Genomic DNA, 26624 nt, shown 5'->3' on the forward strand with positions numbered 1-26624 from the left:
GCTGCTCTTCCGCGTCGTCCAGGGGCACGCGCCCTACCCGGAGGAGGGCACGGCGGAGCTGCTGCAGGCCGTCTGCACCGAGCCGCCCGCCTACGCCGAGGAATGCGGTGCGCTGCGCCCGGTCGTCGAGTCGCTGATGCGCAAGGATCCGGCCGAGCGCCCGGAGTTCGAGGAACTCCGCGGCTGGCTGCGCTCGTTGATCCGCTCGGCCCCGGAACCGGACATCGGCAGCCGCACGGTCACCGTGCCGTCCATCGGCATGCTGACCTCCGGCGAGCGCCCCCTCACCCTGGGCCGCGGGGCGGTCCGGCTGCCGGTCGTCCGCCGGCGCGGCGAGCTCGTCCGCCGCAGGGGCGCCCGCATGGCCACCGCCGAGGCGGCGGCGCACGGACGGCACAAGAAGCACCTGCAGGAACAGCGGGTGCCCGCTGCCACCCGTTCCCCGCACCGCCTGGGACGTCTGCTGGTCGGCGCGGTCCTGCTCGCCCTGCTCGGCGCGGTGCTGTACGCGCTGCTGTTCATGCCGCGCGCCGAGGAGACGACGGGCAGCACCGCCACGGACCGCACCGGCGCCGCCGGATCCGTCGGCACCGTCCCCCAAGGTGCGGGCGGCGCAGGCCGGTTGGGCCAGGCCTCGGCCCCGGGCTCCCGGGAGGACGGGACGACCGCCCCCGGCGACCTCGCCCAGGGTTTCTCCGTGCGCGAGGACCCCAAGGGCTTCTCCGTCGCCGTCGCCAAGGACTGGCAGCGCGTCGGCGACAACGACCGCGGTCAGGTCGTCTACGCCGGCGGCGCCTACGAGCTGATCGTGGTGCCCGGGCGGGACAAGGCTGCCGACGTCGGCACCGACCCGATGGCCTACCAGGCGGACAAGGAACCCGAACTCGCGCCCTACCGCTCCTCCTCCTGGTCCGGCGCCTCGGGGCTGCGCCGTACCGACGTCGGCGGGACGACGACGGCGGAGGGCACCTTCACCTGGAACGACAGCAGCGGCCGCCCGCTGTACGTCCGCAACGCGGCCATGCTCCTCAAGGGCCGCTACCACCTCCTCCAGGTGATCGGCCCCGCGGACCGGCAGCGTTCGGTGGACACTTTCTTCGACCAGGCCAGCGCCACATACCGGACCGACGGCTGAGACGCAGGCGTCTGTTCATGTTCACGGCTGCGGATCCGCGTAGCGCTCGCGCAGCCGGTGCTTGAGCACCTTGCGGAGCGTGTCGTTGCGGGGAAGCTCCGGGACGAGCTCCAGCTGCTCGGGAACCTTGTGGAGCGCAAGCCCCGCCCCGCGGAGATGCCCTGCGACGTCGGGGAGGCTCAACGGGGCAGCGCCCGGGCGCTGTTGGACGACGGCGCAGACGCGCTCCCCGCGCGCGGCGTCGGGCAGGCCGATGACGGCGACGTCGTCGATGCCCGGGTGCGTGAGGAGGAGCTGTTCGACCTCCTGGGCGGAGATGTTCTCGCCCTTGCGGATGATGACGTCCTTGAGGCGCCCGGTGAGGACGAGATGACCGTCACCGGTGAGATGTCCGAGGTCCCCGGTCCTCAGGAATCCGTCCGCGTCGAACGCCTCGGCGGTCTGGGCCGGATCGAGATAGCCCTTGCAGACGGCCTCTCCGCGCAGCCGGATCTCCCCGTCCGTTCCCCGTGGCAGCGGTCGGCCGTCCGGGTCCGTCACCCGGACCTCCATGCCCGCGGGCGGCCGCCCCTCGGTGGTGGCCAGCTGCTTGTCCGTGTCCTCGCCCGGAACTCCCATGGTGATCATGGGTGCTTCGGTCATGCCGTACCCGTGCACCAGCTGGCATCCCAGCTCGCGGGTGACCTCGCCGTGGAGCGCGGGCGGTCTGGGGGCGCCGCCGCCCGCCATCAGGCGCAGCGTGGGGATGAGGGGGCGGGCAGGGGCCTTGCGCTGTTCGGCGAGGAACATCGTGTAGAAGGCGGTGGAACCTCCGGCGACGGTGACGCCGTGACGGCGGTAGGAGGGGAGCGCACCGGGCAGGGAGAAGTGCTCCAGGAGAAGGGCGGGGCAGCCGCGCAGGAGCAGCATCACCGTGTAGTCGGGCCCGGCGACGTGCGCGTAGGGGAAGGCCATGGAGCCGACGTCGTGGGAGGTGAGGCGGAGCGCGTCGGCGAGGCAGGCCCCGGCGGCGATGAGGGAACGGTCGCTGTGCAGCACGCCCTTGGGGTCCGAGGTGGTGCCGGAGGTCCAGTGGACCCAGCGGACGGCCGTGCCGTCGGCGGGCGGTGGCGGCAGCGTTGCGGGGTCGGCCTCGGGGAGGTGCGCGTACGCGGTGAACACCAGCGGCGGCACCGGCAGGGTGAGGGCCAGGCGGCGGGCCATGGCGGTGTGGTCGTGGCCGCGCCAGGTGCCCGGCACGGCGAAGAACTCGGCGCCGGTGGCGCGCAGCGCATGTCCGGCCTCGCGGTCGCGGCAGGCGGGGACGAGCGGCGTCTGGACGGCACCCAGGCGGGCCAGGGCGAAGGACAGGACGACCGTCTCGATGCGCGTGGGCAGCTGCCAGGCGACGCAGCTCCCCGGCCGCACGCCGAGCTCGTACAGCCAGGAGGCGACGCGCTCGCTGCGGGCACGCAGGCCGCCGAAGGTCAGCCGGCGGGCGGTCCCTGGCGCATCCGCCGGGGCCGGGGACTCGTCCTGCAGGAGCGCCGGGGCGTCCGGGGTGAGGGCGGCGCGGCGGTCGAGCAGCTCCCACAAGGTGCATGACGTGGCGAGGCTTTGGGCGGTGCCGGGCGACTGCATGGCGGCCCTCCGTGACTGCGTGACTGACTGGGCGTCAGGTAGAGGGGGAGCGTAGGCGGGCGCGCCTTGTGGGTCCAGGGGGCGGGGGCTAGCCTGACTGGCGTTTGCAGGATCTGACGTACCGTCAGATCACTCTCGGGCCGACCTCGGCCCCGGCCCCCTTGTCCGGCGAGGGAGAAGACGCCATGGATCTTCCGCGCATCATCAGCGTCGACGACCATGTGATCGAGCCAGCCCACCTCTTCGACACCTGGCTGCCCGCCAAGTACCGTGACCGCGGCCCCCGCCCGCTGACCGCCGGGATCGGCGAACTGTGCTACGTGGGCGGGAAGTACCGCATCACCATGGACCCCGCCGGGCCGCCCGCCGACTGGTGGATCTACGAGGACCTGCAGTTCCCGTACAAGCGCAACATCGCGGCCGTCGGCTTCGACCGCGACGAGATGACCCTGGAGGGCATCACCCGCCGGGAGATGCGCCCCGGCTGCTGGGACCCGGCGGAACGGCTGAAGGACATGGACGTCAACCATGTCGAGGCGTCCCTGTGCTTCCCCACCTTCCCCCGCTTCTGCGGCCAGACCTTCGCCGAGGCGCACGACAAGGAGGTCGCACTCGCCTGCGTGCGTGCCTACAACGACTGGATGGTGGAGGAGTGGTGCGGTGACAGCGGCGGCCGGCTGATCCCGCTGTGCCTGATCCCGCTCTGGGACGTGGACCTGGCCGTCGCCGAGATCCGGCGCAACGCCGCCCGCGGCGTCCGGGCCGTGACCTTCAGCGAGATCCCCCCGTACCTCGGACTCCCCAGCATCCACACCGGGTACTGGGACCCCTTCTTCGCCGAGTGCCAGGAGACCGGCACCGTCGTCTGCATGCACATCGGCTCCTCCTCGCAGATGCCCGCCGCATCACCCGACGCGCCCCCGGCCGTCCAGGCTTCGCTGTCCTTCAACAACGCCATGGCCTCGATGACGGACTACCTCTTCAGCGGAGTCCTCGTCCGCTTCCCCCGGCTCAAACTGGCCTACGCCGAAGGGCAGATGGGGTGGATTCCCTACGCCCTGGAGCGTGCGGACGACGTGTGGCGGGAGCACCGCGCGTGGGGCGGCGTGCGCGACCTGGTCCCCGAGCCCCCCTCCACCTACTACTACCGGCAGATCCACTGCTGCTTCTTCCGCGACAAACACGGCATCGCCTCGCTCGACGCGGTCGGCCGCGACAACGCCACCTTCGAGACCGACTACCCCCACGTGGATTCGACCTTCCCCCACACCAAGGAAGTCGCCCTCGACCATGTGAAGGGCCTGGACGACGAGACCGTCCGCAAACTCATGCGGGGCAACGCCATCCGGATGCTGGGCCTGGACCTCGACCCCGCCGGCACCTCCGTCCCGGCCGCCCTGCCCAACCCGTCCGCCCCCATTGTTCCGCCCGGCAGGTGACCTCCCATGGACCTCACCTGTACCGAGGAGGAAGAGGACTTCCGGCAACGGCTGCGCGCCTGGCTCGCCGACGCCCTGCCCCGGCTGCCCCCCGCACCGTCCCCGGCCGACTGGCCCGCCCGGCGCGCCTACGACTGCTCCTGGCAGCGGGCCCTGTACGACGCCGGATACGCCGGACTGCACTGGCCCGCCGACGCCGGTGGCCAGGGCGCCACACCCGCCCAGCACTTGATCTTCCTGGAGGAGACCGAACTGGCGGGAGCGCCGTACGTAGGCGCCAACTTCGTCGGCCTGCTGCACGCCGGCCCCACCATCGCCGCCGAAGGGACAGCCGCCCAGCGCGCCCGCTGGCTGCCGCCGATCCTGCGGGGCGAGGAGGTGTGGTGCCAGGGCTTCTCCGAGCCCGAGGCAGGCTCCGACCTCGCCTCCCTGCGCACCCGCGCGACCCGGGACGGTGATGCGTACGTCGTCACCGGCAGCAAGATCTGGACCTCTCACGCCGAGGTCGCCGACTGGTGCGAACTGCTCGTGCGCACCGACGGCTCGGCCCCCCGGCACCGCGGGATCTCCTGGCTCGCCCTGCCGATGGACGCCCCGGGCGTCACGGTCCGGCCGCTGCGCACCCTTGCCGGATCCGCCGAGTTCGCCGAGGTGCACCTGGACGAGGTGCGGGTGCCGCTCTCGTACCGCGTCGGAGCCGAGAACGACGGCTGGCGCGTCACCATGGTCACCCTCTCCTTCGAACGCGGCACCGCCTTCGCGGGCGAGGTCGTCGCCTGCCGCCGCACCCTGGCCCGGCTGGCCGTCAAGGCCAAGGAGAACGGCCGCTGGGACGACCCCGTGCTGCGCCGCCGACTCGGGCGGCTCAGCGCCGAGTTCACTGCACTGTGGCGACTGGTGCAGTGGAACGTGAGCGCAGCAGGGCATGCGCTGCGCAACGGCGGGAGCGGAGTGCCGGGCACCGGCGGCTCGGTGTTCAAACTGCGCTACTCCCAGGCCCGCCAGGAGCTGTACGACACGGCCGCCGAGGTCCTCGGCCCCGCCTCGCTGGATGCCGCGGAGGAGTGGACCGCCCAGCGCCTCTCCTCGCTGTCGTACACGATTGCCGCCGGTACCTCCCAGATTCAGCAGAACATCATCGCCGAGCGCATCCTCGGCCTCCCCGGCGGACGGTGACGGCTTCCATGGATTTCCGGCTGGACGACGACCAACTGGCCCTGCAGGCAGGCATGCGGCAGCTCCTGGAGCGGTGCTTCCCTCGCGAGCGGCTACGGGAGGTGGTGGATGCGCAGGAACTGCGGGGCGTTCAGCGGGGCGGGCGGCAGGGCGATCGGCAGGGCGATCGGCAGGTCGTGCAGGGGTCACAGGACTTCCGGGGGGCGAGCACTGGGTGGGACGTCGGCTGTGCGCTGTGGCGGGAGTTGGGTGAGGCGGGCTTCTTCTCCCTGCGGCTGCCGGAGAGGGACGGCGGCGTGGGTCTGGGGATGCCGGAGGCGGTGCTCCTTTTCGAGGAGGCGGGGCGGGCCCTGGTGCCCGGACCGCTGGTCGCCACCCACCTCGCGGCCGGTCTGGTGCCCGGGGCGGCCGAGGGCACCCGAGTGGTGACGGCCCTGACCGGTCCCGGGATGGCCGAACACCTCGGTGCGGCGGACTCCGTGCTGCTTCTCGACGGCGCGGGTGCCCGGGTGATGGCGACGGACGGCGGCACCGGTCCACGTGTTCTGGATGCCCGGCCTGTGCAGTCGGTCGACCCGTTGACGCCGCTGTATGCGGTGCAGGAGTTGCCGTCTCCTGCGCTAACGCACCTGACGGCAGGGGGAGATGGGGGGCGTCTGCGCTCCGAGGCCACCCTCCTGACTGCGGCCCAGCAACTCGGCAGCGCTCTGCGCACGCTCGACATGGCCGTCCTCCATGCCGGGACCCGCAGGCAGTTCGGCCGCCCCATCGGATCCTTCCAGGCCGTGCAACACCTCTGTGCCCGCATGCTCGTACGTGCGGAAATCGCACGCAGTGGCGTGTATGCAGCGTCGCTGACCATGGCGGGCTGCGATATCGCGGGGGCGAAGCTGCTCGCCGACGAAGCGGCTGTCCGCAATGCGCGGGACTGCTTGCAAGTACACGGCGGTATGGGATTCACCTGGGACGCGGACGTCCACCTGCACCTCAAGAGGGCGTGGCTCAGGCGCGAACAGTGGCGGACCCCGGCGGCCGCCGAGGAGGAGTTGGCCGCAGGGCTGTTGGCGGGAGACGGGTATGGCGCTGCGTAACCAGGGGGCGGTGAAATGCCTGCCTTGCCACGGAAAAAAGATCACGCTGTGTTGATATCGAGTTGTGTTCCGCGTGTAACTCGTCACGGTGCGCAGTCGGGTCGGGCCTCGGGTAATCTCCCATGGATGCGAGTGGTTCAAGGGTGCAACCATCAAGGCGTGGCCGGTCGGACGATGTCGGATGTCGCCATGTGCCCAGCTCGCACGTGTCCGGGGGGCTCGACTCCCCGGTGTTCGAAGCCTCGCGGCGCAGGTCGCACAGCGCGGGCGGCGCATACTCCTTTGCGCCGGAATATGCCTGAAGCGCTTGTTGAGGTAACTGAACGTCAACCAAGCTGTCTCAGAAGGGCATCACGTTCCGTGACCCTTGGGAGGCGCGAGGTGTTGTGTCCGCCGGTTCGGGTGGTGTGAGCGGTGCAGGTGCTTCAGATGCAGATGGAAGTCCGGGCCGATCCCGCGGAAGTGGGGCGGGCTCGCAGGTGGGCGAGGTCGCGCCTCGCCGGATCCGGCATAGGGGTCGACGAGCCGCTCGCGGAGACGCTGATCCTGCTGATCTCGGAGCTCGTCACCAACGCCGTGGTGCACACGGGCTGTCCGGCCGTTCTGCGGATGCTCTTTCCCGGTGCGGGTGCCTCCGTGGGGACGGCGCCCGGGGTTTGTCCGGGAACCGTCCGTGTCGAGGTGACCGACAACAGCGCCCGGCCGCCGCGTCGGCGCTGTGCCCGGGGTGACGACACGGGCGGGAGAGGCCTGGAGCTCGTCGATGGTCTCGCCGACCGCTGGGGCTGGCAGCCGGAAGGTGCGGGGAAGCGCATCTGGTGCGAGGTCGACCGCAGGGGATCGCTGTGGACTGGTGCTTTCGAGCCACAACACGCCGCGACAAATCGGGCGTAGTCGACAAAGTCCAGACCAGGTGTTGACGTGAAGTATTCACGTGATCACCCTTGGATGCAGCGATTCGTTGCGAGGGGACGTCGAGAGGCCCGGAGGTCCAGGGTTGCCTTGGCGAGTACGGGTCGCGGCCCGGCGCGACGACAGGGCTGAGGCGCCGGAGGCTGGGTGGCGGCGTGCGGTGCCGTGCTCGGGGTGTGCATCTGTACGCCGCCGTCCGCCCATGATGTGGACATCCTCTGCAGCGTGGCGTTCCACGGCCTGCGCAGCCGACGTCCCGTCGGTTCTCAGAGCACGGCGACCGGGGCGACCGGGGCCCCTGTTCCCCCGACAAACGGTTCCGGTGCGGCCGACAGCAGGAAGATGTGGCGCCGCTCGTCGGCACATGCGACGGAGAGCTCTTCCAGGTTCCAGTTCTGGCCCTGCGGCATTCCCATCTCCACCAGGTGCAGGGCGTGTACGGGCAGCCAGAGGTTCTCGATCTCCGGTGGGACGATCTCGAACGTGAGCGTGTCGTTGGCGACCGCGGCGACATTGCGGGCGTGGAACCACTCGGGAGTGCGGACCGAGAGCCCGGGTGAAGGGAAGCCGTACGCCTCTTTGTTGCCCTGCAGGTAGTGCTGCACCTGGCCGGTCCGTACGAGGACGATGTCGCCCTCCCCGACCGTGGTGCCCGCCAGTTCCTCGGCCGCATCGAGGTCTTCCGGGGTGATGGCATGGCCGCCGTCGAGGCGTTCCACCCCCTTGGTGCGGGCGACGTCGAGCAGCACGCCGCGGGAGAGGACGGCCCCGGCCTTCTCGATGCCGCTGAAGGCCGCACGGCCGTGGGCGGTGACGGAGTCCGCCGGGCGGCCGTTGTAGAGCCGGCCGCCGTGGGAGACGTGGGCCAGCCCGTCCCAGTGGGTGGCCGCCTGCAGGCCCATGGTCACCACGTCGTCGCTGGTGGCGACTGTTCCCGGACCGAAGAGTTCCGCGTTGACGGACGTCATGGTGTGCAGCGGATTGACCCTGCCGGGAATGAGGCCCGTCTGCACGCCGTCCTGCTGCAGGGGCAGCGCCAGCGGGATCCGGCGGCCGCTGGTCACGGTCGCGACGGCTCTGCGCACGACATCGTCGGTGATGAGGTTGAGCGTTCCGATCTCGTCGTCCGCCCCCCAGCGCCCCCAGTTGTTGACCCGTTCGGCGATTTCGTGGAACTCGGGCGGCAGCGCCATGGGTTCCCTCCCGGCTCTTGTCTTCCCAGGCCGCTCTATCCAGAATCTAACGGTCCGTCAGAAGCTGCGGGAAGGGGCGCACCGTGGGGAACTTCTTGGCAGGCAAGGTGGTCGCCGTCACCGGTGCCGGCCGGGGGATCGGCCGGGCCGTGGCCCTGGCCTGCGCAGCCGAGGGGGCACGCGTCGTCGTCAACGACTACGGGGTGACCGTCGACGGCGAAGGACCCACCGGCGAGGTCGCCGCCGCCGTGGCCAAGGAGATCGAAGCAGCAGGCGGCGAGGCCGTGGCCGTCACGGACGACATCTCGACCATGGCCGGCGGACAGCGGATCGCCGACACCGCTCTTGCCCGCTACGGACGCATCGACGGTGCCGTGTGCGTCGCCGGAATCCTGCGCGAACGCATGCTCTTCAATATGACGGAAGAGGAGTGGGACCCCGTCATCGCCACTCATCTCAAGGGTACGTTCACCGTCTTCCGGGCCGCCTCGGCCGCCATGCGGCGGCAAAGGAGCGGGACCCTCATCGGCTTCACGAGCGGCAGCCACCAGGGCAGCGTCGCCCAGGCCAACTACGCCTCCGCCAAAGGCGGTGTGATCTCCCTCGTGCGCAGCGCCGCCCTGGGTCTCCACAAGTACGGAGTGACCGCGAACTGCGTTGCCCCCGTGGCCCGTACGCGGATGTCCGTCAAGGTGCCGATGGAGCTGACGGAGATCGGTGAACCGGAGGACGTGGCCGCACTCGTCGTCTACCTGCTCAGCGACCGTGCCCGGGCCGAGGGAATCACCGGGCAGGTGTACACCGTGGCCGGACCCAAGATCGCTGTATGGGCGCAGCCCCGCGAACTGCGCGCCGCCTATGCCGAGGGTGGCTGGAGCCCCGAGAAGATCGCCGACCTCCTCCCGGGGACGGTCGGCACCGATCCGATGCCGCTGCTGGACCGGCTGCAGGCCATGGTCAAGGCGGCTGAGGCGGGTGATCGGCCCAACGCCTAGGCCATATGGGCCGGTTAACGAGCCCCGCGGTTCCCCTGGGCCGCATCGAAGGGAGACGGCATGGACTTCGCCTTCGGGCCGCAGGACGAGGAGCTCCGGGAGGAGGCGCGGGCCTGGCTGGCCGAGCACCTCACCGGGGTGACCGGGGCGCGCTCCCGGGCCGGCGGCCGTGCCTGGGAACGTGAACTCGGTACCGGCGGCTGGATCGGCCTCGGCTGGGACCGCACGCACGGAACCTTCGGCAACCGGTCCGCCACACCGGCCGGACAGATCGTCTGGGCCGAGGAGTACGCGCGCGCCCAGGCGCCCGCACGCCTCGGTCACATGGGCGAGAACCTGCTGGCCCCCACCCTCCTCGCCCACGGCGACGCCGACCAGCGCGCCCGCTTCCTCCCCGCCATCGCCCGCGGCGAGGAGCTCTGGTGCCAGGGGTACAGCGAACCGGGTGCCGGGTCCGACCTCGCCGCCGTCCGGACCGCCGCCGTCCGCGCCGACGGCGGCCGCACCTATCGGATCACCGGCCAGAAGATCTGGACCTCCCTCGCCCGCGAGGCCGACTGGTGCTTCGTCCTCGCCCGCAGCACCGGAGGATCGCGGCGCCATCACGGGCTCTCCCTGCTGCTCGTCCCCATGGATCAGCCGGGCCGGATCACCGTCCGCCCGATCCGACAGATGTCGGGGGACGCCGGATTCAACGAGGTGTTCTTCGACGGCGCCGAGGCCCGCGCCGAGCATCTCGTCGGTGGTGAGGGCAACGGATGGCGGGTCGCGATGAGCCTGCTCGCCCGGGAGCGCGGAGTGGCCACCCTCGCCCAGCAGATCGGCTTCGCTGCCGAACTGGCCCGCGTCGTCGGCCTCGCGCGGGAGACGGGCGCCGCAGCGGAACCGGTCATGCGCGACCGGCTCGTACGGCAGTGGGCCGAGCTGCAGAGCATGCGCTGGAACGCCCTGCGGAACCTCGGCGCGGGGGACGACCCCGGGGCGGGTGCAGTCGCCAAGCTGCTCTGGGGCGGCTGGCACCGGCGGCTGGGCGAGCTGGCGCTGCAGGTGCGCGGTGCGGCCGCCGTCCTGGGACCGCGCGACTGGGATGCCGCACGCCCCTATGAACTGGACGACCTCCAGGGCCAGTTCCTCTTCAGCCGTGCCGACACCATCTACGGCGGTTCGGACGAGATCCAGCGCACCGTCATCGCCGAGCGCGTGCTCGGCCTGCCGAAGGAGCCCCGTCCATGACACCGGCGACACCGGCGGCAACCGCCTACGGGCACTGGATCGGCGGCACGTGGTGCACGCCGGAAAAAGGGCACTATCCAGTTGTCAATCCGGCGACCGAAGAGGTCGTCGGGGAGGCCCCGGAGGCGGCTCCCGCCGAAGTCGCCGATGCCGTGACCGCCGCACAGGCCGCTCAGGACGGCTGGTCCCGTACGGCTCCGCGGGAACGCGCAGCCGTACTCGACCGGATGGCGGAACTGATCCTCGAACACAAGGAGGAGCTCGTCCCCCTCCTCCAGGCCGAGACGGGCGCGACCCTGCGCGTCACCTCGGCCATGCAACTGCCCACGGCGGCCGAGCGTTTCCGGCGCTATGCGCGAGGCGCCCTGGAGCCGGACACCGTCCCCCTCGCGCCCCGGCCCGTCGCGGCGAGCCCGCTCGCCCCCGGCGGCCTGCTGGGCGCCGTGGCCGTGCGCCGCCCCGTGGGCGTGATCGGCTGCATCACCTCCTACAACTTCCCGGTCGTCAATCTCGCGGGCAAGGTCGCCCCTGCCCTGGCCATGGGCAATACGGTCGTGGCCAAGCCGGCGCCGCAGGACCCCCTGTGCTGTCTGCTCCTGGGCCCGCTCCTCCGGGAGGCCGGCCTCCCGGACGGTGCGTTCAACGTGGTGACCGGTTCGGGGCCCGCCGCCGGTGAGGCGCTGGTGGCCCATCCCGGCGTCGGCATGGTCAGCTTCACCGGTTCCACCGCCGTGGGGAAGAAGATCGCCGAGGCCGCGGGGAGGTCGATGAAGCGCACCTTGATGGAGCTGGGCGGCAAGGGCGCGGCCATCGTCCTGGGGGATGCCGACGGAGCGGTGCTCAGGTCGGCGATCGGGGCGGTCGGTTCGGTCTGGTCCTTCCACAGCGGGCAGATCTGCACGGCACCGGCCCGCGTGCTCGTCCAACGGGCGTTGTACGAACGGGTCGTCGCCGGTCTCCAACGTTACGCTGAGTCACTGACGGTGGGAAGCCCTGTGGATAACTCCACCGTCGTGGGTCCGTTGATCTCCGCCGCCCAGCGGGACCGCGTCGAGGCGTACATCGCCGGCGCGCGGGCCCAGGGAGCCCGGATCGTCGTCGGCGGCACCCGCCCCGACCTGCGACCCGGCTTCTACGTGGGGCCCACCCTCATCGCCGACGCCACTCCGGACATGGCCGTGGCCCGCGAGGAGATCTTCGGGCCCGTCGTCGTCGCCCTCCCCTTCGACGACGAGGACGAAGCGGTACACATCGCCAATGGCACCCCGTACGGGCTCCACGACTACGTCTTCGGCTCCGACACCGCCCGCGCGTGGGCCCTCGCCGCCCGGCTGACCAGCGGCAACGTAGCCATCAACACGGCCCAGCGGCACCCCGAGACCCCGTTCGGCGGCTTCAAGGAGAGCGGCATCGGCCGGGACGGGGGCTCTTTTGGGCTGCACGCGTACAGCGAACTCCAATCGGTCGTCTGGTCCTCCTGAGACCGCCGCCGCCAACCCGCGAGGACGAGAGGACAGCCGGGTATGAGAGGTGTCATCTTCGACGGGAAGCAGGTACGGACGGTCGACGACCTGCAGGTCCGCCTGCCCGGACCGGGCGAGGTCCTCGTCTCCGTGGCCGCGGCAGGCCTGTGTCACAGCGACCTGTCGGTCGTCGACGGGGTGATTCCGTATCCCGTCCCCGTCGTGCTGGGGCACGAGGGCGCGGGGGTCGTCGAATCGGTCGGAGCAGGCGTCACTCATGTCGCTCCTGGCGATCACGTCGCACTGTCCACACTGGCCAACTGCGGCACTTGCCCCGACTGCGACCGAGGCCGGCCCACCATGTGCCGTGCCTCCATCGGCAGGCCGAGCCGCCTCTTCTCCCGGCCTGGCGAGCGGCTGTTCCAGTTCGCCTCGAGTTCTGTCTTCGCGGAGCACACGGTGGTCAAGGGGGTCCAGGCCGTCAGGATCCCGGCCGACATGCCCATGACCTCGGCCGCGGTCATGGGCTGCGCGGTGCTCACGGGAGTGGGCGCAGCACTCCGGCGCGCCCGGGTCGGGCCGGGCGACTCCGTGGTCGTCATCGGGGCGGGCGGCATCGGGCTCAACGTCCTGCAAGGAGCCCGCATCGCCGGAGCCTCGCCCGTCGTCGCCGTCGACGCCAACGCGGCGAAGGGGTCGGCGGCCCGGCAGTTCGGGGCGACGCACTTCGTCGACGCATCCGCCGTTCCCGACACCTCTGCTGCAGTTCGGGAGATCCTTCCCGGCGGTGCCGACCACGCCTTCGAGTGCGTCGGCGACACCCGGCTCGTACGGCAGGCGATCGACCTCCTCGACCGGCACGGGCAGGCGGTGCTGCTCGGGGTCCCGGCCTCCGGTGCGGAGGCGTCGTTCCCCGTCTCGGCGATGTACCTCGACAAGTCGATCCTCGGCTGCCGCTACGGTTCGTCACGGCCACAGCACGACATAGCGCTGTACGCCCGCTGGTACGGCGAAGGACGGCTCCTGCTGGACGAGCTGGTGTCCGCCGTCTATCCGGTGGAGGAGTTCGGTCAAGCGGCGGAGGACGTGCGTCGCGGAGCGGTGACACGGGCGGTGCTGTCCTTCCGGGAATGACGCGCCTGTATCGCTGAATGACGCGCCCAGTCTCATGCCCCGCGTCTTCCCTGTCGCCCTGCTGTCCTCATCCCCGACTCATCAGGCCGTTCTGACAACGTTCCGGCGACCTGCTGCGTCCTACCACCGGCACCCCGCATGCGATCCCCGCTGCGCCGTCTCGCACAGCAGGCTTGCTGCGGCTGCTGTCTGAGCTTGCGGTCGGCTGGTACGGCCCGCCTCGGATGAATCAGGACCATTCGCCAAGAATGGTCGCCCGGTCGGCGGCCGGGCACGGTCTCGGAACGACCCCTCAGCGGAACCTCTCGGCCTCTGGGGGAATCTTTCTTGGAGAGAGGGGCGACATGACACAGCAGGCTGAGCCGCACGCCATATCCGACGAGGCGACAGGGGACGTCGCCCCCGAGACGACCTGTGCGCCCGTGCCGCAGGTGGCGCACCCGGACGGCTTCGGCGCGGCGTTCTGCGCGTCGATGGCCGCGCTCTGTGCGGAGTCCGTGGTCGCCGCGACGGTCGGTGTGCTCGTCCTGCTCTCCCGCGAACACGACGGACTGCCCAGTGGAGTCCTCCTGGCCGTCGCCGTGTCTCTCGGTGCTCTGCTGCTCGTCGTTCTGCTCAGCGGATTCGTCACGGCAGCCGCCGTGATGCCTGCACTGGCGCTCGCCCGTCGGGCGGCCGAGCGCCGGGGCGGTCCCGACGGGTGGAAGTGGACGGTGGGGGCCGTACCGGTGGTCGCCGCCTGTGCGGTGGCCGTGTTCGGTGGCATCGCCGCCCTCGGCAGTCTTTCGCCGGCCCATCCGCTCGCGTACCTGCTGTGGTGGTCGTCCCTCACAGCGGTCCTGTTGCCCGCCGCACTGGTTGCCGGAGTGGCCGCCCGCCGGATTCGTGAGAACCGGGCCGGAAGCGTGGCCCGGAAGGTCACCCGCAACGGTGCGATCGCGTGGCTGGCCGTCGGAGCGGTGGGTGCGACGGTCTACGGGACCGGTCTGGTCAACGTGTACGAGCCGCCCAGGCTCTCCACGTCGGACCTTGCCGGTACCTGGACGGACGGCCGCGGCGGCACGGTCAGGCTCGAGTCGCACGGCGCCCTGGTCGCCCAGGGCCTCGACAACTACGTGTGGGACGGCACGGGCAAGGACAGGCCGAAGGACTGCGACGGCTCCGGAACGTGGACGCCCTTGCCGGACAAGGGGCCGGTCCAGGGCGTCTCCATGCGGATCGGCAGCTGCGAACTGGCCCGCGACTGGAGCCTCACCGGTACGGAGAAGGAGCCCCGGATCTTCCACGAGATCGGCAAGCCGGGCTCGGGCAAGAAGTATGTGCTGACCAAGGTCGCCAAGGGTGGGCACGGCGGCAAGAACCGGCACCGTAACAAGCATCACGATGCAGTCGAGCGGAGCGTCGGAAGCGTGCAGCGGGAAGGGAGCGACCACCGCGGTGGGGACGAGCACCCCGGCGTGAAGGGCGAGAAGTAGCGGGAGGGGGCGCCGCGTCCGCCTCTCCCGCGCTGTTTCAGCAGCCGGTGGCGCGCAGTGTTCCGAACGCGCCCCGGTGGAAGATCAACGGCCCGGCGCCCGCGGCGCTCTCGTCCGCGCCCAGGGCCTCGACGCGCCCCACGACCACGAGATGGTCGCCGCCGGTGTGCACCGCGTGGACCGAGCAGTCGACCCAGGCCGGTACGCCCGCGAGCCTCGGCGAGCCGGTGACGGGGGCGGGCTCGTGGGGCACCCCGGCGAACTTGTCGGCGTTCTGCACGCTGCTGACCGCGAAACCACGGCACAGCGCTTCCTGCCCCGCGCCGAGGATGCTGGCGCAGAAGACTCCCGCGCGGGCGATGCGGGGCCAGGACGCGGAGGTCCGGGCCACCATGAACACGACGAGCGGCGGGTCGAGGGACAGTGAGGCGAAGGACTGGCAGGCGAAGCCGGCGGGCGGTTCGCCCTCCGTGCCCGGTGCGGCGATCACGGTGACCCCGGAGGCGAAGTGGCCGAGTACGCGCCGGAGTTCGGCGGGGTGCGGCGGAGGTGGTTCGTCCGCCCGCACGGCCCGGAGCTCCGGCCGGGGAAGCGGGTCGACCGGCGGTGTCACGGATGCCGGTGCCCCCTTCCGGCGCAAGTGGCGCACGGCGGCTGCGGCCATCCCCGCGTGTCCCATCATGCAGCCATTGAAAGTGACGTCGCATCAGATCGGAAGCCCTCTCGCCGCACGCCTCGTCACCGCCCCCGGTAGACGGGAGGGCGGCGTTCGGCGAAGGCGCGGACGCCTTCGGCCGCGTCCGCCGTCGTCGCATTGATCTCCTGGGCTGCTGCCTCGGCGGCGAAGGCGGTGCTGCGGTCGGTGTCGAGCGAGGAGTTGACCAGGTGCTTCGTCAGGGCGAGGGCCCGGGTCGGCCCGGCGGCGAGCCGCTCGGCCCACGCCTCGGCCGTGTCGGCCAGTTCTCCGTCGGGCACCACACGATTCACCAGACCGAGTCGTTCCGCTTCGATGGCGGACAACGTGTCGCCGAAGAACATCAGCGCCTTCGCCCTCTGCAGCCCCACCAGCCGTGGGAGGAGGTAGGCCCCGCCGCCGTCCGGAACCAGACCGCGGTGGACGAACGCCTCGGTGAACCGGGCGGATTCGGCGGCCAGGACGAGATCGCAGGCCAGCGCGAGATGGACGCCGAGGCCCGCGGCGACGCCGTTCACGGCGGCGATCACAGGCTTCTCGCAGTCGAGGACCGCCGCGATCAGCCGCTGTGCCCCCTGGCGGATGGTACGGGCGACATCGCCTGGAATGCGTTCGGAAGGGGCGGTTGCACCTCCGGAACGGAGGTCGGCGCCGGAGCAGAATCCGCGGCCGGCACCGGTGATCACCACGGCTCCCAGGGTCGGTTCGGCGGAGGCTCGGGCGAGATGTGAAATCAACTGTTCCCGCAGGTCAGGGGTGATGGCGTTGAGAGTGTGCGGGCGGTTGAGGGTGATCCGGGCAACGCCGTTGTCAGTGGGGTGCAGTACCAATGACTCATCCGATACAGAGGGGCCGGGGGGCCCTTCACGGGGGGAGAGGACCATGGGGGAGCTCCTTGTCCTGCGAGCGGTCGTGCACGGTCCGTTCGGGGGTGTGCATGCCGCGTCAGCGGCAGAGGGCCAGCGCGTCGAGGGCCACCGCGCCCTGGCCGCGGTCGAGTACCACGAGCGGGTTGATGTCCAACTCGGCGATGCCGTCGCCGACTTCCAGTGCCATGCGCTGGACGCGCAGAACGGTCTCGACGAGGGCGTCCGTGTCGGCGGGCGGGCGTCCCCGGACGCCGTCCAGCAGGGCCCGCCCGCGGAGTTCGCCGATCATCGCGCGGGCGTCGCCCTCGCCGAAGGGCGGGATGCGCACGGCGGTGTCGTCCAGAACCTCGATCAGCACGCCGCCCAGACCCACGGTCACGGTGGGGCCGAAGACCCGGTCGTGCGTGATGCCGACGGCCGTCTCGATGCCGCGTCCGATCATCTGGCAGACGAGGATGCCGTCCAGCGGGAGGCCCTCGAAGCGGGCGATGTCGGTGAGTTCGCGATAGGTGTCGCGGACCTGGCTCGCGGAGGTCAGGCCGATCCTGACCAGGCCGAGCTCCGACTTGTGGGCGAGCTGCGGGGCCGACGCCTTCATGACGACGGGGTAGCCGATCTGGCCCGCTGCGCGGACGGCCGCCGCAGCGCTGGTCACCAGGTGTTCGCGGGGGACGCGTATGCCGTATGCCCGCAGGAGCTGCTTCGCCGCGTGCTCGCTGAGCTGCTCCCCCGGGCGCAGGAGGGCCCGGGCCTTGCCCGCGGAGGGAGAGGGGACGCGCGGGGCGTCGTCGAAGGGGGAGCGGTAACCGGTGGTGAAGCGGTGATGGCCGAGGTAGGCGCGGACGGCGGTGATGCAGTTCGAGAAGGTGCGGAAGGTGGAGACGCGCGGGGAGCCGAGGAGAGTGGTGCGGTAGGCGTCCTCCGTGCCGACGGGGGATCCCCACACCACGCAGACCGGCTTGTCCGTCTCCTCCGCGGCGTCGACGAGGTCCTGCGCGAGCCGGTCGCTGAGGGGAGGGAACGGGCCGGTGATGGGGCAGACGAGGACGCCGACGGACGGATCGGCGAGCAGCGCGTCGATGATCCTGCGGCCGCGCGCGTCGCCCACAGGGTGGCCGCCGCAGTCGACGGGGTTGGCCACGCTCAGGTCCGCGGGTATCCACTGGTGCAGTTCGTCCTGCTTGGCGGAGGACAGCACGGGCAGGTCGAGGCCGGCGGCGGTGGCGAGGTCCGCGAAGTGGGCACCCGTGCCGCCCGAGATCGCATACACGGCCACCCCGCGGGCCCGTGGCGGCCGGGCGCGGGCGAGGAGTGCCGCGGTGTCCTGGAGCTCGTCCAGCCCGTCGACGCGGATCACGCCGAACTGCCGCATGGCCGCGTCCACCACGTCGTCCGCCCCGGTCAGCTTGCCGGTGTGGGAGGCGGCGGTGCGGGCGCCGGTCTCCGTCCGGCCGACCTTGACGGCGACGACCGGCACCTTGCGGCGGGCCGCCCGGTCGGCAGCGAGGAGAAAGGAGCGGCCGTCCTTGATCCCTTCCACATAGGCGGCGATGGCGCCGGTCTCGGGCCGGCCGGCGAACCAGGAGATGAAGTCGGAGCACTCCAGGTCCGCCTCGTTGCCGGTCGGGGCCCAGTGCGAGAGCCGGATACCCAGCTCCTGCAGGGCGAAGACGGGACGGCCCTGGTGGCCTGACTGGGTGATCAGGGCGATGGCCGGTCCGTCCAGGTCGTCGCGGAAGCGCTCGAAGGCGTTGAGATTGGTGTTGGGGCCGAGGAGCCGGGTGCCTGTCCCGCGGACGGCGGCCGCGAGCCGGGCCTGGGCCGCGGCTCCTTCGGTGCCCGCCTCGGCGAAGCCGGAGGCGAAGACGACGGCGAAACCGGCTTTCTGGTCGGCGAGTTCGCGGACGCAGGGAAGGGGGTCGCCCACGAGTACGGCGGCGACGTCGACAGGTTCGGGCAGGTCCCGGACGGAACGGTGGCAGGGGAGGCCGAAGACGGTGGTGCGCGTGGGGTGCACGAGGTGGATACGGGCGTCGACGCGCCCGGCCCAGTCGATCAGCTGTGCGGTGACGGTCCTGCCGGGCCTGCCTTCGGCGTCCGAAGCGCCGATGACGGCCACGGTGCGGGGCCGGAAGAGCCTTTCCATATCCGGGACTTCGGCGTGCAGAGGGCGGCCGCTGACATCCGTCTCCTGCTCGTCGGCGGTGCCGTGGACGGCCGGTCCGGGGTGCTCGCCGCAGGCTGCCACGCGGGCCGGGCGGGAGGTGGTGGTGAGGGTGCCATGAGTCGATCCGAGCATCGTTCTCGCCCACTCCTGCTCGTTGGCCGATAAGCTGACGCCTAGTCAGGCTACAGATCTGATGAGGCGTCAGGAATGGGCCGTCCGCGAACGGCCCGTGAAGGGGAGGCCGGACGTGGAAGGACGACTGCCGCGCGCCGATGTCCCGGAGGCCGACGACTTCACCCGGACCTACTGGGAGGCCGCCGGAGAAGGGCGGTTGCTGGTCCGCCGCTGCCGCGCCGCCGACTGCGGCAGGGCGCATCACTACCCGCGGGAGTTCTGCCCGTACTGCTGGAGCGACGACGTCCACTGGGAGGAGGCCTGCGGCCGCGCAACGCTCTACACCTGGTCCGTCGTGCACGTCAACGACCTGCAGCCCTTCGGCTCCCGGCTGCCCTACGTCCCCGCCGTCGTGTCCCTCGTCGAGGGGCCGCGCATGACGGCCGAGGTGGCCGGCTGCCCGGCGGGCTCGCTCCACGTGGGGATGGAGCTCACCGTCGACTTCCGCCAGGAACCGGAAATCGCCCTGGCGGTACCGGTGTTCCGGGCGTGTTGAATGTACACATGATGGAACCCACGGCACTGGATCCGGTCTGGCTCGGTGAGTACGACCTGCTGCTGCGCCCCTGGGAGGCACGGGATCTCGATGCGGTGCTGCGCGGCATATCGGACCCCGACTTCCGTCGCTGGAACGCCGTCACCGTCCCCGCTCCGGACGAGGAGGGGGCACGCGAATTCCTCGAACGACGTGCGGCCGGCTGGCGGATGGGGGACCAGGCCTCGTTCGCGATCACCACGGAGGAGGACGGGTTCCGCGGCGTCGTGGGTCATGTGGGGCTCGCGATGATCGACCCGATGCTGCGGTCCGCCCGCGTCGCGTACTGGGTGCTGCCCGAGCACCGGGGCCGCGGTTATGCCTCCCGCGCCCTGGAGACCGTCACGCGCTGGGCGTTCCGGGGCGAGCTCGGGCTGCACCGGGTCGAGTTGGGCCATGTCCTGCCCAACCGTGCCTCCTGCCGCGTCGCCGGGCACTGTGCGTATGCCTACGAGGGCACGATGCGCGGTGCGCTGCCCGGTGTCGACGGCCGGATGTGGGACGTGCACCTCCATGCCCGGCTCGCCACCGACCCGGCGCCCGACCTCACGGCCACAGCAGCCGGGTAGTCCAGGCCCCCGTGTCCGTACGGCGGTAGACGAGGCGTACGTGTCGGCGCCGGGCGTCACCCTGGAAGAACTCGACCTCGTCGGCGGAGAGGACGTACAGCGTCCAGCTGTCCACCGGAGCGTCCGGCTCGCGGTGTGCCCGCTCCCGGGCCGCGTCCGAGGCCCGTTCCAGTTCCGCGTACGAGGGCAGCTCCTCGCTCTGGTGCCCGACCAGAGCGGCGGCCAGCGCGCCGGGCGACCGCTTGCCCAGGTCCGCGCGGCTCTCCGCCGCGTCCGCAGCCGTCACCGTGCCCTGGACGCGCACCTGCCGGCCGACTGCGGGCCAGTAGAAGGCCAGGGCCGCCTCGGGGCGTGCCGCCAGCTCTCGGCCCTTGCGGCTGGTGCGGTGGGTGGCGAAGTGCCAGCCGCGCTCGTCGGCGTCGTGCAGCATCACCGTCCGCACGGACGGGCGCCCGGAGGCATCGGCGGTGGCCAGGCTCATGGTGTGCGGCTCGATGCTGCCCGCCCGGGCCGCTTCGGACAGCCACTGCTGGAAGAGCGGCAGCGGGTCGTCCGGTGCCGTGGCCGGGTCGAAATGCGGCAGCTCGGTGTCCCACACGGGAAGGGAGCGCAGAAGGCGACGGAAGGCGTCCTGCCGCTCGTCCTGTCCCTGCTGCCTGTCGTCGTCCGGCCCGTTGCTCATGTGCCCATCCAACAGCAGGCGGTGGGCAGGTCGAGTGTCAGGCCGGTCAGCCGCGCCCGAGGACCACTGTCCCGGACGAGCAGAACCAGCCGCCCGTGCCCGACGCCACGGCGAGCTGCGGCAGCCGTCCGCCGCTCCTGCGGACCTGGCGGCCGTCCTCCGCTTCACCGCGCAGCTGACGCACCGCCTCGACGATGAGGAACAGGCCCCGCATCCCCGGATGGCAGGCGGACAGCCCTCCGCCGTCGGTGTTGACCGGCAGTGCACCACCGGTCGTCAGCCTGCCGCCCGCGGCGAACGCGCCGCCCTCGCCCTTCGGGCAGAAGCCGAGGTCCTCCAGCGTCACGAGCGTCATGTACGTGAAGGCGTCGTACAGTTCGGCAACGTCGATCTCCTGTGGGGTCACGCCCGCCTGCTCGAAGGCCGTCCGTCCGGAGACCGCTGCGGGGGAGACGGTGAAGTCCTCCCACTCCGACATCGTCATGTGCGACACCGCTGTGCCGGTGCCCAGCACCCACACCGGCGGCTTCACCGTGTCCGGTACGTACTCCTCGGCGGCCAGCAGCACGGCGCAGCCGCCGTCCGACCGTATGCAGCAGTGCAGTTTCGTGAACGGGTCAGCGATCAGTGGGCTGTTGAGGACGTCGTCGATGGTGATCGGAGCGCGGTGGAGGGCGTGCGGATTGCAGGCTGCGTTGGCGCGGGTTTGAACGGCGATGTCGGCCAACTGCTGCACGGTTGTGCCGTACTGGTGCATGTGACGTCGTGCCGCCATGGCGTACTTGGCGACGATCGTGTGACCGTACGGTGCCTCGAACTGTGCGGGCCCGCGAGCGCCGAAGGCGAGGGTGGCGGTGCGTCGCCCGGCCTTGATGTCGGCGCGTGCCGTGGAGCCGTAAGCGAGGAGGACGGCGTTCGCGTGGCCTGCTGCGATGGCGTCCGCCGCGTGGGCGGCCATCACCTCCCACGTGCTGCCGCCCACGGAGGTCGAGTCCACCCAAGTGGGCCGCAGTCCCAGATACTCCGCGACGTCGACGGGCGCGAGCGTGCCGAGACCGGCGGAGGCGAAGCCGTCGACGACGTTCCTGTCGAGACCGGAGTCGGCGAGGGCGTGCCGTGCGGCCTGGGCGTGCAGGGCGTAGGGCGTGACGGTGTCGAGACGGCCGCAGTCCGAAAGCGCGACTCCGACGACGGCGACCTTGCGTCGGCCTGAAGACATAAATCTGACGGTACATCAGGTCGGCACTGGGAAAGTGGGCTTCCCCTCGCCATAATGCCCGCCGTCGGATCCGGTGAGGGGAGTCCGTGATGGATGCCCGGCTGACTCATGAGCAGCAGCAAATGCGCAGCACTCTGCGGGAGTTGCTACAGAAACATGCCTCCTCCGAGCAGGTCCGCGCCGTGGTCCGCACCCCGGCCGGGTACGACGCCGGGCTCTGGCGGCTGCTCGGCTCGTCCCCGGGCCTGGCGGGTCTGGCAGTGGAACAGCGATACGGAGGCGCGGGCTGCGGGACCCTCGAACTCGCCCTGGCCGCCGCGGAGGCGGGCAGGGCGCTGCTCCCGTCTCCTCTCCTGTCCACGGCAGTGCTGACCGTGCCGCTGGTCACCGCGCTGGGCACGCCGCAGCAGCGTGCGCAGCTGCTGCCTCGGCTGGCCTCCGGCGAGCTCACGGGAGCACTCGTCCTGCCCGGTGCCACCCTCACGACGGCGCTCGGCCTCGCGGGACCGGCCGACGGCACCTGGTCCGGGGGCGGGAGAGCCGGAGGGATACAGGCGCGGCGCACCGCCGACGGCTGGCGGCTGTACGGGGAGGCCGGGCAGGTGCTCGACGGCCACAGCGCGGGGCTGCTGCTCGTCGCCGCGCACACCGGCGGTTACGCCCGTAGCCGTACCTGCCTGTTCATCGTACGGCCGGACAGTGCGCACGCAGTGACCCGTACGCGTCTGACAGCGCTGGACGAGACGCGGCCGCAGGCCCGTATCGAGCTGCGGGACACCGAGGCGGAACTGCTCGGTACCGGCGAGGCGTCGACGGCCCTCGCCGTGCTCGGTGGCAGCGCGGCTCCCGTACTGGCCGCAGAAGCATCAGGTGCCGCTGAGCGGGCCCTGGAGAAGACCGTGGAGTACGCGCGCGTACGCGAACAGTTCGGCAGACCGATCGGATCGTTCCAGGCCGTCAAGCACCGGCTGGCGGACCTCCATGTGACCGTCCAGGCCGCACGTTCGGCCGTGTACTACGCCGCCTGGGCTGCGGCCGGTACAGCACGTGGGCGGGCCGTCGGGGCACTCGCGCTCGCCCAGGCCCTGGAAACCCAGTGGCGGGTGGCGGGCGAGGCCGTCCAACTGCACGGAGGTATCGGGGTGACGTGGGAACACGATGTGCAGCTGTACTTCAAACGAGCGGCTTCCGACGAGCTGCTGTTCGGCCCCGTGCACCGGTTGAGGGCTCATGCGGCCGAACTGGCCGGTCTGTTTGACGTTTCGGAGGCCAGGGAAGCGGTGGTGCTGTGATGCCTGTAGTCGAACGCCTGGTGCAGAAGGTCTCCTCCACCCGCTCGTTCGCGCGAATCGCACCGCACTGCGTGCCGGCTCTGGACCGCGCGGTGCACCGTCTGACGGGCGGACGGCTGCTGCTGAGCACGAAGTTGCTCCCGGGGCTCGTCCTGACGTCGACAGGGGCGAAGACAGGGCAACGACGGCGGACACCGCTCGCCTGCATGCCGGACAGCGGCCGTGACGGTACGGACGAGGGCTGGGTACTCGTCGGCAGCAACTTCGGCCGCCCCGGTCACCCCGCCTGGTCGGCGAACCTGCTGGCCCATCCGGACGCGGAGATCAGCTGGAAAGGGCGGGACATCCCCGTGCGCGCACGGCTGCTGCGGGGAGCGGAACGGGAGGCGGTCTGGGCGGCCCTGCTGAGATTCTGGCCGCCGTACGGGCGTTATCAGGCGCGCGTGGAACGGGAGATCAGACTTTTCCGGCTGGAGCGGCGGCAGGCGCCGGGCCGGTGAGTCACGGCCGCCGTGCGTGCGACGCGGCGGGCCGCCCGGGGTCGTACCCGGGCGGCCCGCCGTCGCGATGACAGGACGTGCGAGAGACGCACGCGAAAGATGTGAGCGGACAGGCCGGCGAGGCGGCCTGCAACGCGCCTACTTCGTCGGCTTCTTGCCTGTGATGCCCAGATGGACGAGCAGGGCGAGATTCGGCTTGAGCTCGGCCTGTTTGACGCCCCAGCTCTGGAAGCCCTTCTGGTGGGAGGCCACCGCGGCGAGCATGGCGACGAGCGAGCCCGCGACCGCCGCCGGGCTGACGTCCTTGTCCACCTTGCCCTTGGACTGGAGCTCCTTGACCGAATCCGTCAGGGAGTTGGTGACCGCGTTGAGGATCTTCATGCGGATCTTGTAGAACCGCTTGTCGCCCTCGGCCGCGCCCAGGTCGACGACGCGCAGAATCGCATCGTGTTTGCGCCAGAACCCGAGGAATCCGTCCACCAGTTCCTCGGCCGCCTGCCAGCCGGACTTGCCCACCCAGGAGCGTCCGGCGACGAGTTGGGTGAGGCTGGCGCCCTCCTTCGCCATTTCCTCGGCGATTTCGAGGACGGCGCCCTCGACGTCGGGGAAGTACTGGTAGAAGGTCGCCGGGGAGGTGCCGGCCCGGCGGGCGACATCGATGACCTTGACGTCGCGGTAGGGCGAGGAGCTGAGCATTTCGCCGAGGCAGTCGAGCAGCTTCTGCCGCGTCGCCTGGCCTCGCCGGCCGGCCACCCGGCCGTCGACGGTGCGTACTTGTCCTGTCATGCCGTCAGCTTACCGAGGGGTGATCGGAGCGCGATTCGGCCGCATGCAAATGGGGGCGGGGGTGCGTGATGGTGTGTATCGGCAGGTCAGAAGGGGTGTGAAGGGGTATGGAGACGACTGAAGCGGATTGGCCCGTACCGGTGAATTGTCCTATCGACAAGCTGTGGACAACTGCGTCACCCGTCCATTCCCCGGTTATCCACAGCCCGAGCGAGAACGGCCCTCCGCCGATACCGTGACAGCTGGGCACAACCTGCGGCGGGGCACCCCGCGCAGGCGGATGCAGCACACCCAGAAGGAGCCGGGCCCATGAGCGCAGCCACGGACGGATTCACGGAAGGCATGCCGTGCTGGGCGGATGTCATGCTGCCCGATCTCGCCGCCGGAAAGCGCTTCTACGGCGAACTCCTCGACTGGACCTTTGAGGACGGCGACCCCGAGTACGGGTACTACACCCAGGCGTTCCACCGCGGAAGGAATGTCGCGGCGCTGGCGCCCAAGCCCGACGGCCGGATGCCGACCGCCTGGACCGTGTACTTCGCCTCGTCCGACGCCGCGGCCACCGCGCGCAGGATCCATGCCGCGGGCGGACAGGTCGTCGTGGGCCCCATGACCGTCGGCGAGTACGGGACGATGCTGACGGCCGCGGATCCCGGCGGCGCCGTCTTCGGCGTCTGGCAGGCCGGCAGCCACGGCGGCTTCGAGGAGCGGGGCGAGCCCGGCTCGTACGGCTGGACCGAGGTCTACACGCGCGACGCCAAAGCCGTCGACGCCTTCTACGAGCAGGTCTTCGGGTTCGCCACCGACGACCTGAGCGAGGAGGCAGGCGTCGAGTTCGCCGTCTGGACCCCCGCCGGAAAGCCCGCCACGCCGGAGCACGCGGTCGGCGGCCGGCTCGTCATGAGCGAGGGTTTCCCGCAGGAGATGCCCGCCCACTTCCTCGTCTACCTCGTCGTCGACGGTTGCGACGGCGCGGCCGCCACCGCCGTCCGGCTCGGCGGCCGCGTCCTGCGCGAGCCCCGGGACACCCCCTACGGGCGCTTCGCGGTGCTGGCCGACGACCAGGGGGCCGACTTCGCCGTCATCGATCCCGCACAGGCACGGAGGGAATGACCGCGGGACGCGCGGTTCCGGATGTGACGGAGACACGACGAAGCCCGACCCGGGTTCGCAACCACGGGCCGGTCCAGGAAGAATCGGGGTGCGTTCCCCGGGATAATTCGCGGTGAGACGCTGCAGCGGGGCCGGAAACCCTTCCGGGCCCCGACGGGGAGGTGGCAGGCCAGTGGTGGAGCAGCTGACGCAGCACGACCCGAGACGGATCGGCCCGTTCGAGGTGCTGGGCCGGCTCGGTGCGGGCGGCATGGGGCTGGTCTATCTCGCCCGCTCGGCATCCGGCCGGCGAGTGGCGATCAAGACGGTGCGCACGGAGCTCGCGGAGGACCAGCTCTTCCGCGTCCGCTTCACTCGTGAGGTGGAAGCGGCGCGTGCGGTGAGCGGCTTCTACACGGCCGCCGTCGTCGACGCCGATCCGCGCGCCGCCGTGCCCTGGCTGGCCACCGCGTACGTCCCCGCGCCCTCGCTCGAGGAGATCGTCACGGAGTGCGGGCCGCTCCCGGCACAGGCCGTGCGGTGGCTCGCCGCGGGCATCGCCGAGGCGCTGCAGTCCATCCACGGGGCGGGCCTCGTGCACCGCGACCTCAAGCCCTCGAACGTGCTGGTCGTGGAGGACGGGCCGCGCGTCATCGACTTCGGCATCGCGTCGGGGGTGTCCAACACACGGCTGACCATGACCAACGTCGCCGTCGGCACGCCCGCGTACATGTCCCCGGAGCAGGCGCGGGACTCACGCAGCGTGACGGGCGCCAGCGACGTCTTCTCCCTCGGCTCCACCCTCGTCTTCGCAGCGACCGGGCATGCGCCCTTCCACGGCGCGAACCCGGTGGAGACGGTCTTCATGCTCCTGCGGGAAGGCCCCGACCTCAGCGGCCTGCCCGATGAGCTGCGGCCGCTCATCGACTCCTGCATGCAGATGGCCGCGGAACACCGGCCCAGCCCGGCGGACCTGCAGGCGCAGCTCGCCCCGCACCTCTTCGCCGCCGGCGGGGACGACGACAGCGGCACGGCGTCGGCATGGCTGCCGGACAACGCCGTGTCCCTGATCGAGCGCCGCAGGGCCGGGCAGCGCGCCTCCTCCGGCGGTGCCGCGGGCGCCGCCGGCACAGGGCGCAGCCGTGCCGTGCCGCCGCGGCCCGCGCAGCCGCCCACCCC

24 protein-coding genes are annotated in these 26624 nt (G+C 71.3%); 16 read left to right on the top strand and 8 right to left on the bottom strand.

Going from position 1 to position 26624, the window contains the following annotated elements; genetic code table 11:
• Positions 1-1135: serine/threonine kinase C-terminal domain-containing protein (locus tag HG542_RS29570; RefSeq protein WP_498063289.1), on the top strand; the 1135-nt coding region annotated here is incomplete at its 5' end.
• 21 nt (positions 1136-1156) lie between these two features.
• Here the strand turns inward: HG542_RS29570 and HG542_RS29575 are convergent.
• Complete coding sequence (locus HG542_RS29575; protein WP_171086813.1) at positions 1157-2755, bottom strand: class I adenylate-forming enzyme family protein; 1599 nt, start codon at positions 2753-2755, stop codon at positions 1157-1159.
• Positions 2756-2940: 185 nt separating this feature from the next.
• On the opposite strand from HG542_RS29575, the gene HG542_RS29580 reads away from it, so the two are divergent.
• From HG542_RS29580 to HG542_RS29595, 4 genes are all read left to right on the top strand, one after another.
• A complete protein-coding gene (locus tag HG542_RS29580; RefSeq protein WP_229922480.1) occupies positions 2941-4194 on the top strand; it encodes an amidohydrolase family protein in 1254 nt (417 codons plus the stop codon).
• Positions 4195-4200: 6 nt separating this feature from the next.
• Positions 4201-5370 carry an acyl-CoA dehydrogenase family protein gene (locus HG542_RS29585; RefSeq protein WP_171086815.1) on the top strand — a complete coding sequence of 390 codons (1170 nt, stop codon included), beginning with the start codon at positions 4201-4203 and terminating at the stop codon, positions 5368-5370.
• 8 nt (positions 5371-5378) lie between these two features.
• Complete coding sequence (locus HG542_RS29590; protein WP_171086817.1) at positions 5379-6461, top strand: acyl-CoA dehydrogenase family protein; 1083 nt, start codon at positions 5379-5381, stop codon at positions 6459-6461.
• Between the two features lie 414 nt (positions 6462-6875).
• The gene (locus tag HG542_RS29595) at positions 6876-7355 is read left to right on the top strand and encodes an ATP-binding protein (RefSeq protein ID WP_171086819.1); all 480 of its coding nucleotides are present in this window, start codon (positions 6876-6878) and stop codon (positions 7353-7355) included.
• 284 nt (positions 7356-7639) lie between these two features.
• Here the strand turns inward: HG542_RS29595 and HG542_RS29600 are convergent, their stop codons facing one another.
• Entirely contained in the window at positions 7640-8566 is a 927-nt protein-coding gene (locus HG542_RS29600; protein WP_171086821.1) for a cyclase family protein, read from the bottom strand.
• Positions 8567-8649: 83 nt separating this feature from the next.
• On the opposite strand from HG542_RS29600, the gene HG542_RS29605 reads away from it, so the two are divergent.
• The 5 genes from HG542_RS29605 to HG542_RS29625 all read left to right on the top strand — a co-directional run bounded on the left by HG542_RS29605 (position 8650) and on the right by HG542_RS29625 (position 14866).
• On the top strand, positions 8650-9561 hold the full coding sequence (locus HG542_RS29605) for an SDR family NAD(P)-dependent oxidoreductase (protein WP_171086823.1): 912 nt from the start codon (positions 8650-8652) through the stop codon (positions 9559-9561).
• Positions 9562-9621: 60 nt separating this feature from the next.
• Positions 9622-10794, top strand: a complete 1173-nt coding sequence (locus HG542_RS29610) for an acyl-CoA dehydrogenase family protein (protein WP_171086825.1) — start codon at positions 9622-9624, stop codon at positions 10792-10794.
• A complete protein-coding gene (locus HG542_RS29615) occupies positions 10791-12275 on the top strand; it encodes an aldehyde dehydrogenase family protein (RefSeq protein WP_171086827.1) in 1485 nt (494 codons plus the stop codon). The genes HG542_RS29610 and HG542_RS29615 overlap by 4 nt, the downstream gene beginning before the upstream one ends.
• Before the next feature lie 42 nt (positions 12276-12317).
• Entirely contained in the window at positions 12318-13391 is a 1074-nt protein-coding gene (locus tag HG542_RS29620; RefSeq protein ID WP_171086829.1) for a Zn-dependent alcohol dehydrogenase, read from the top strand.
• A 344-nt stretch (positions 13392-13735) separates the two neighbouring features.
• Positions 13736-14866, top strand: a complete 1131-nt coding sequence (locus tag HG542_RS29625) for a hypothetical protein (RefSeq protein ID WP_171086831.1) — start codon at positions 13736-13738, stop codon at positions 14864-14866.
• 37 nt (positions 14867-14903) lie between these two features.
• Here HG542_RS29625 and HG542_RS29630 read toward each other — a convergent pair whose 3' ends face one another.
• The 3 genes from HG542_RS29630 to HG542_RS29640 form a co-directional block, all read right to left on the bottom strand.
• Positions 14904-15548, bottom strand: coding sequence for a flavin reductase family protein (locus HG542_RS29630; protein WP_229922481.1), 645 nt, complete (start codon positions 15546-15548; stop codon positions 14904-14906).
• Positions 15549-15604: 56 nt separating this feature from the next.
• On the bottom strand, positions 15605-16444 hold the full coding sequence (locus HG542_RS29635; RefSeq protein WP_171086833.1) for an enoyl-CoA hydratase/isomerase family protein: 840 nt from the start codon (positions 16442-16444) through the stop codon (positions 15605-15607).
• Between the two features lie 61 nt (positions 16445-16505).
• On the bottom strand, positions 16506-18728 hold the full coding sequence (locus HG542_RS29640; protein ID WP_171086835.1) for an acetate--CoA ligase family protein: 2223 nt from the start codon (positions 18726-18728) through the stop codon (positions 16506-16508).
• A gap of 115 nt (positions 18729-18843) precedes the next feature.
• Between HG542_RS29640 and HG542_RS29645 the strand changes: the two genes are divergently transcribed.
• Together HG542_RS29645 and HG542_RS29650 are read left to right on the top strand one after the other, a co-directional pair.
• Positions 18844-19266, top strand: a complete 423-nt coding sequence (locus HG542_RS29645; protein ID WP_308438034.1) for a Zn-ribbon domain-containing OB-fold protein — start codon at positions 18844-18846, stop codon at positions 19264-19266.
• Positions 19267-19274: 8 nt separating this feature from the next.
• Complete coding sequence (locus HG542_RS29650) at positions 19275-19874, top strand: GNAT family N-acetyltransferase (RefSeq protein ID WP_227725906.1); 600 nt, start codon at positions 19275-19277, stop codon at positions 19872-19874.
• On the opposite strand, the gene HG542_RS29655 is transcribed toward HG542_RS29650, so the two are convergent.
• A complete protein-coding gene (locus HG542_RS29655; protein WP_171086839.1) occupies positions 19852-20556 on the bottom strand; it encodes a pyridoxine/pyridoxamine 5'-phosphate oxidase in 705 nt (234 codons plus the stop codon). The two genes, HG542_RS29650 and HG542_RS29655, sit on opposite strands and share 23 nt — an antisense overlap.
• 46 nt (positions 20557-20602) lie before the next feature.
• Complete coding sequence (locus HG542_RS29660) at positions 20603-21775, bottom strand: thiolase C-terminal domain-containing protein (protein ID WP_171086841.1); 1173 nt, start codon at positions 21773-21775, stop codon at positions 20603-20605.
• An 89-nt stretch (positions 21776-21864) separates the two neighbouring features.
• Between HG542_RS29660 and HG542_RS29665 the strand changes: the two genes are divergently transcribed.
• Both HG542_RS29665 and HG542_RS29670 read left to right on the top strand, forming a co-directional pair.
• The gene (locus HG542_RS29665; RefSeq protein ID WP_171086843.1) at positions 21865-23067 is read left to right on the top strand and encodes an acyl-CoA dehydrogenase family protein; all 1203 of its coding nucleotides are present in this window, start codon (positions 21865-21867) and stop codon (positions 23065-23067) included.
• Positions 23067-23567: a nitroreductase family deazaflavin-dependent oxidoreductase gene (locus HG542_RS29670; RefSeq protein ID WP_171086844.1), complete on the top strand. Its 501-nt coding sequence runs from the start codon at positions 23067-23069 to the stop codon at positions 23565-23567. The genes HG542_RS29665 and HG542_RS29670 overlap by 1 nt, the downstream gene beginning before the upstream one ends.
• A gap of 138 nt (positions 23568-23705) precedes the next feature.
• Here HG542_RS29670 and HG542_RS29675 read toward each other — a convergent pair whose 3' ends face one another.
• Positions 23706-24353 (bottom strand): TetR family transcriptional regulator, encoded by a 648-nt coding sequence (locus HG542_RS29675; RefSeq protein WP_171086846.1) that lies wholly within the window; start codon positions 24351-24353, stop codon positions 23706-23708.
• A gap of 309 nt (positions 24354-24662) precedes the next feature.
• Between HG542_RS29675 and kbpA the strand changes: the two genes are divergently transcribed.
• Both kbpA and HG542_RS29685 read left to right on the top strand, forming a co-directional pair.
• On the top strand, positions 24663-25466 hold the full coding sequence (gene kbpA, locus HG542_RS29680; protein ID WP_171086848.1) for an AfsK-binding protein KbpA: 804 nt from the start codon (positions 24663-24665) through the stop codon (positions 25464-25466).
• Positions 25467-25638: 172 nt separating this feature from the next.
• Positions 25639-26624 (top strand): serine/threonine-protein kinase (locus tag HG542_RS29685; protein WP_498063290.1); only part of this gene is annotated, 986 nt, incomplete at its 3' end.

This window comes from Streptomyces morookaense, from assembly GCF_013030945.1.
Taxonomy (GTDB): domain Bacteria; phylum Actinomycetota; class Actinomycetes; order Streptomycetales; family Streptomycetaceae; genus Streptomyces; species Streptomyces morookaensis.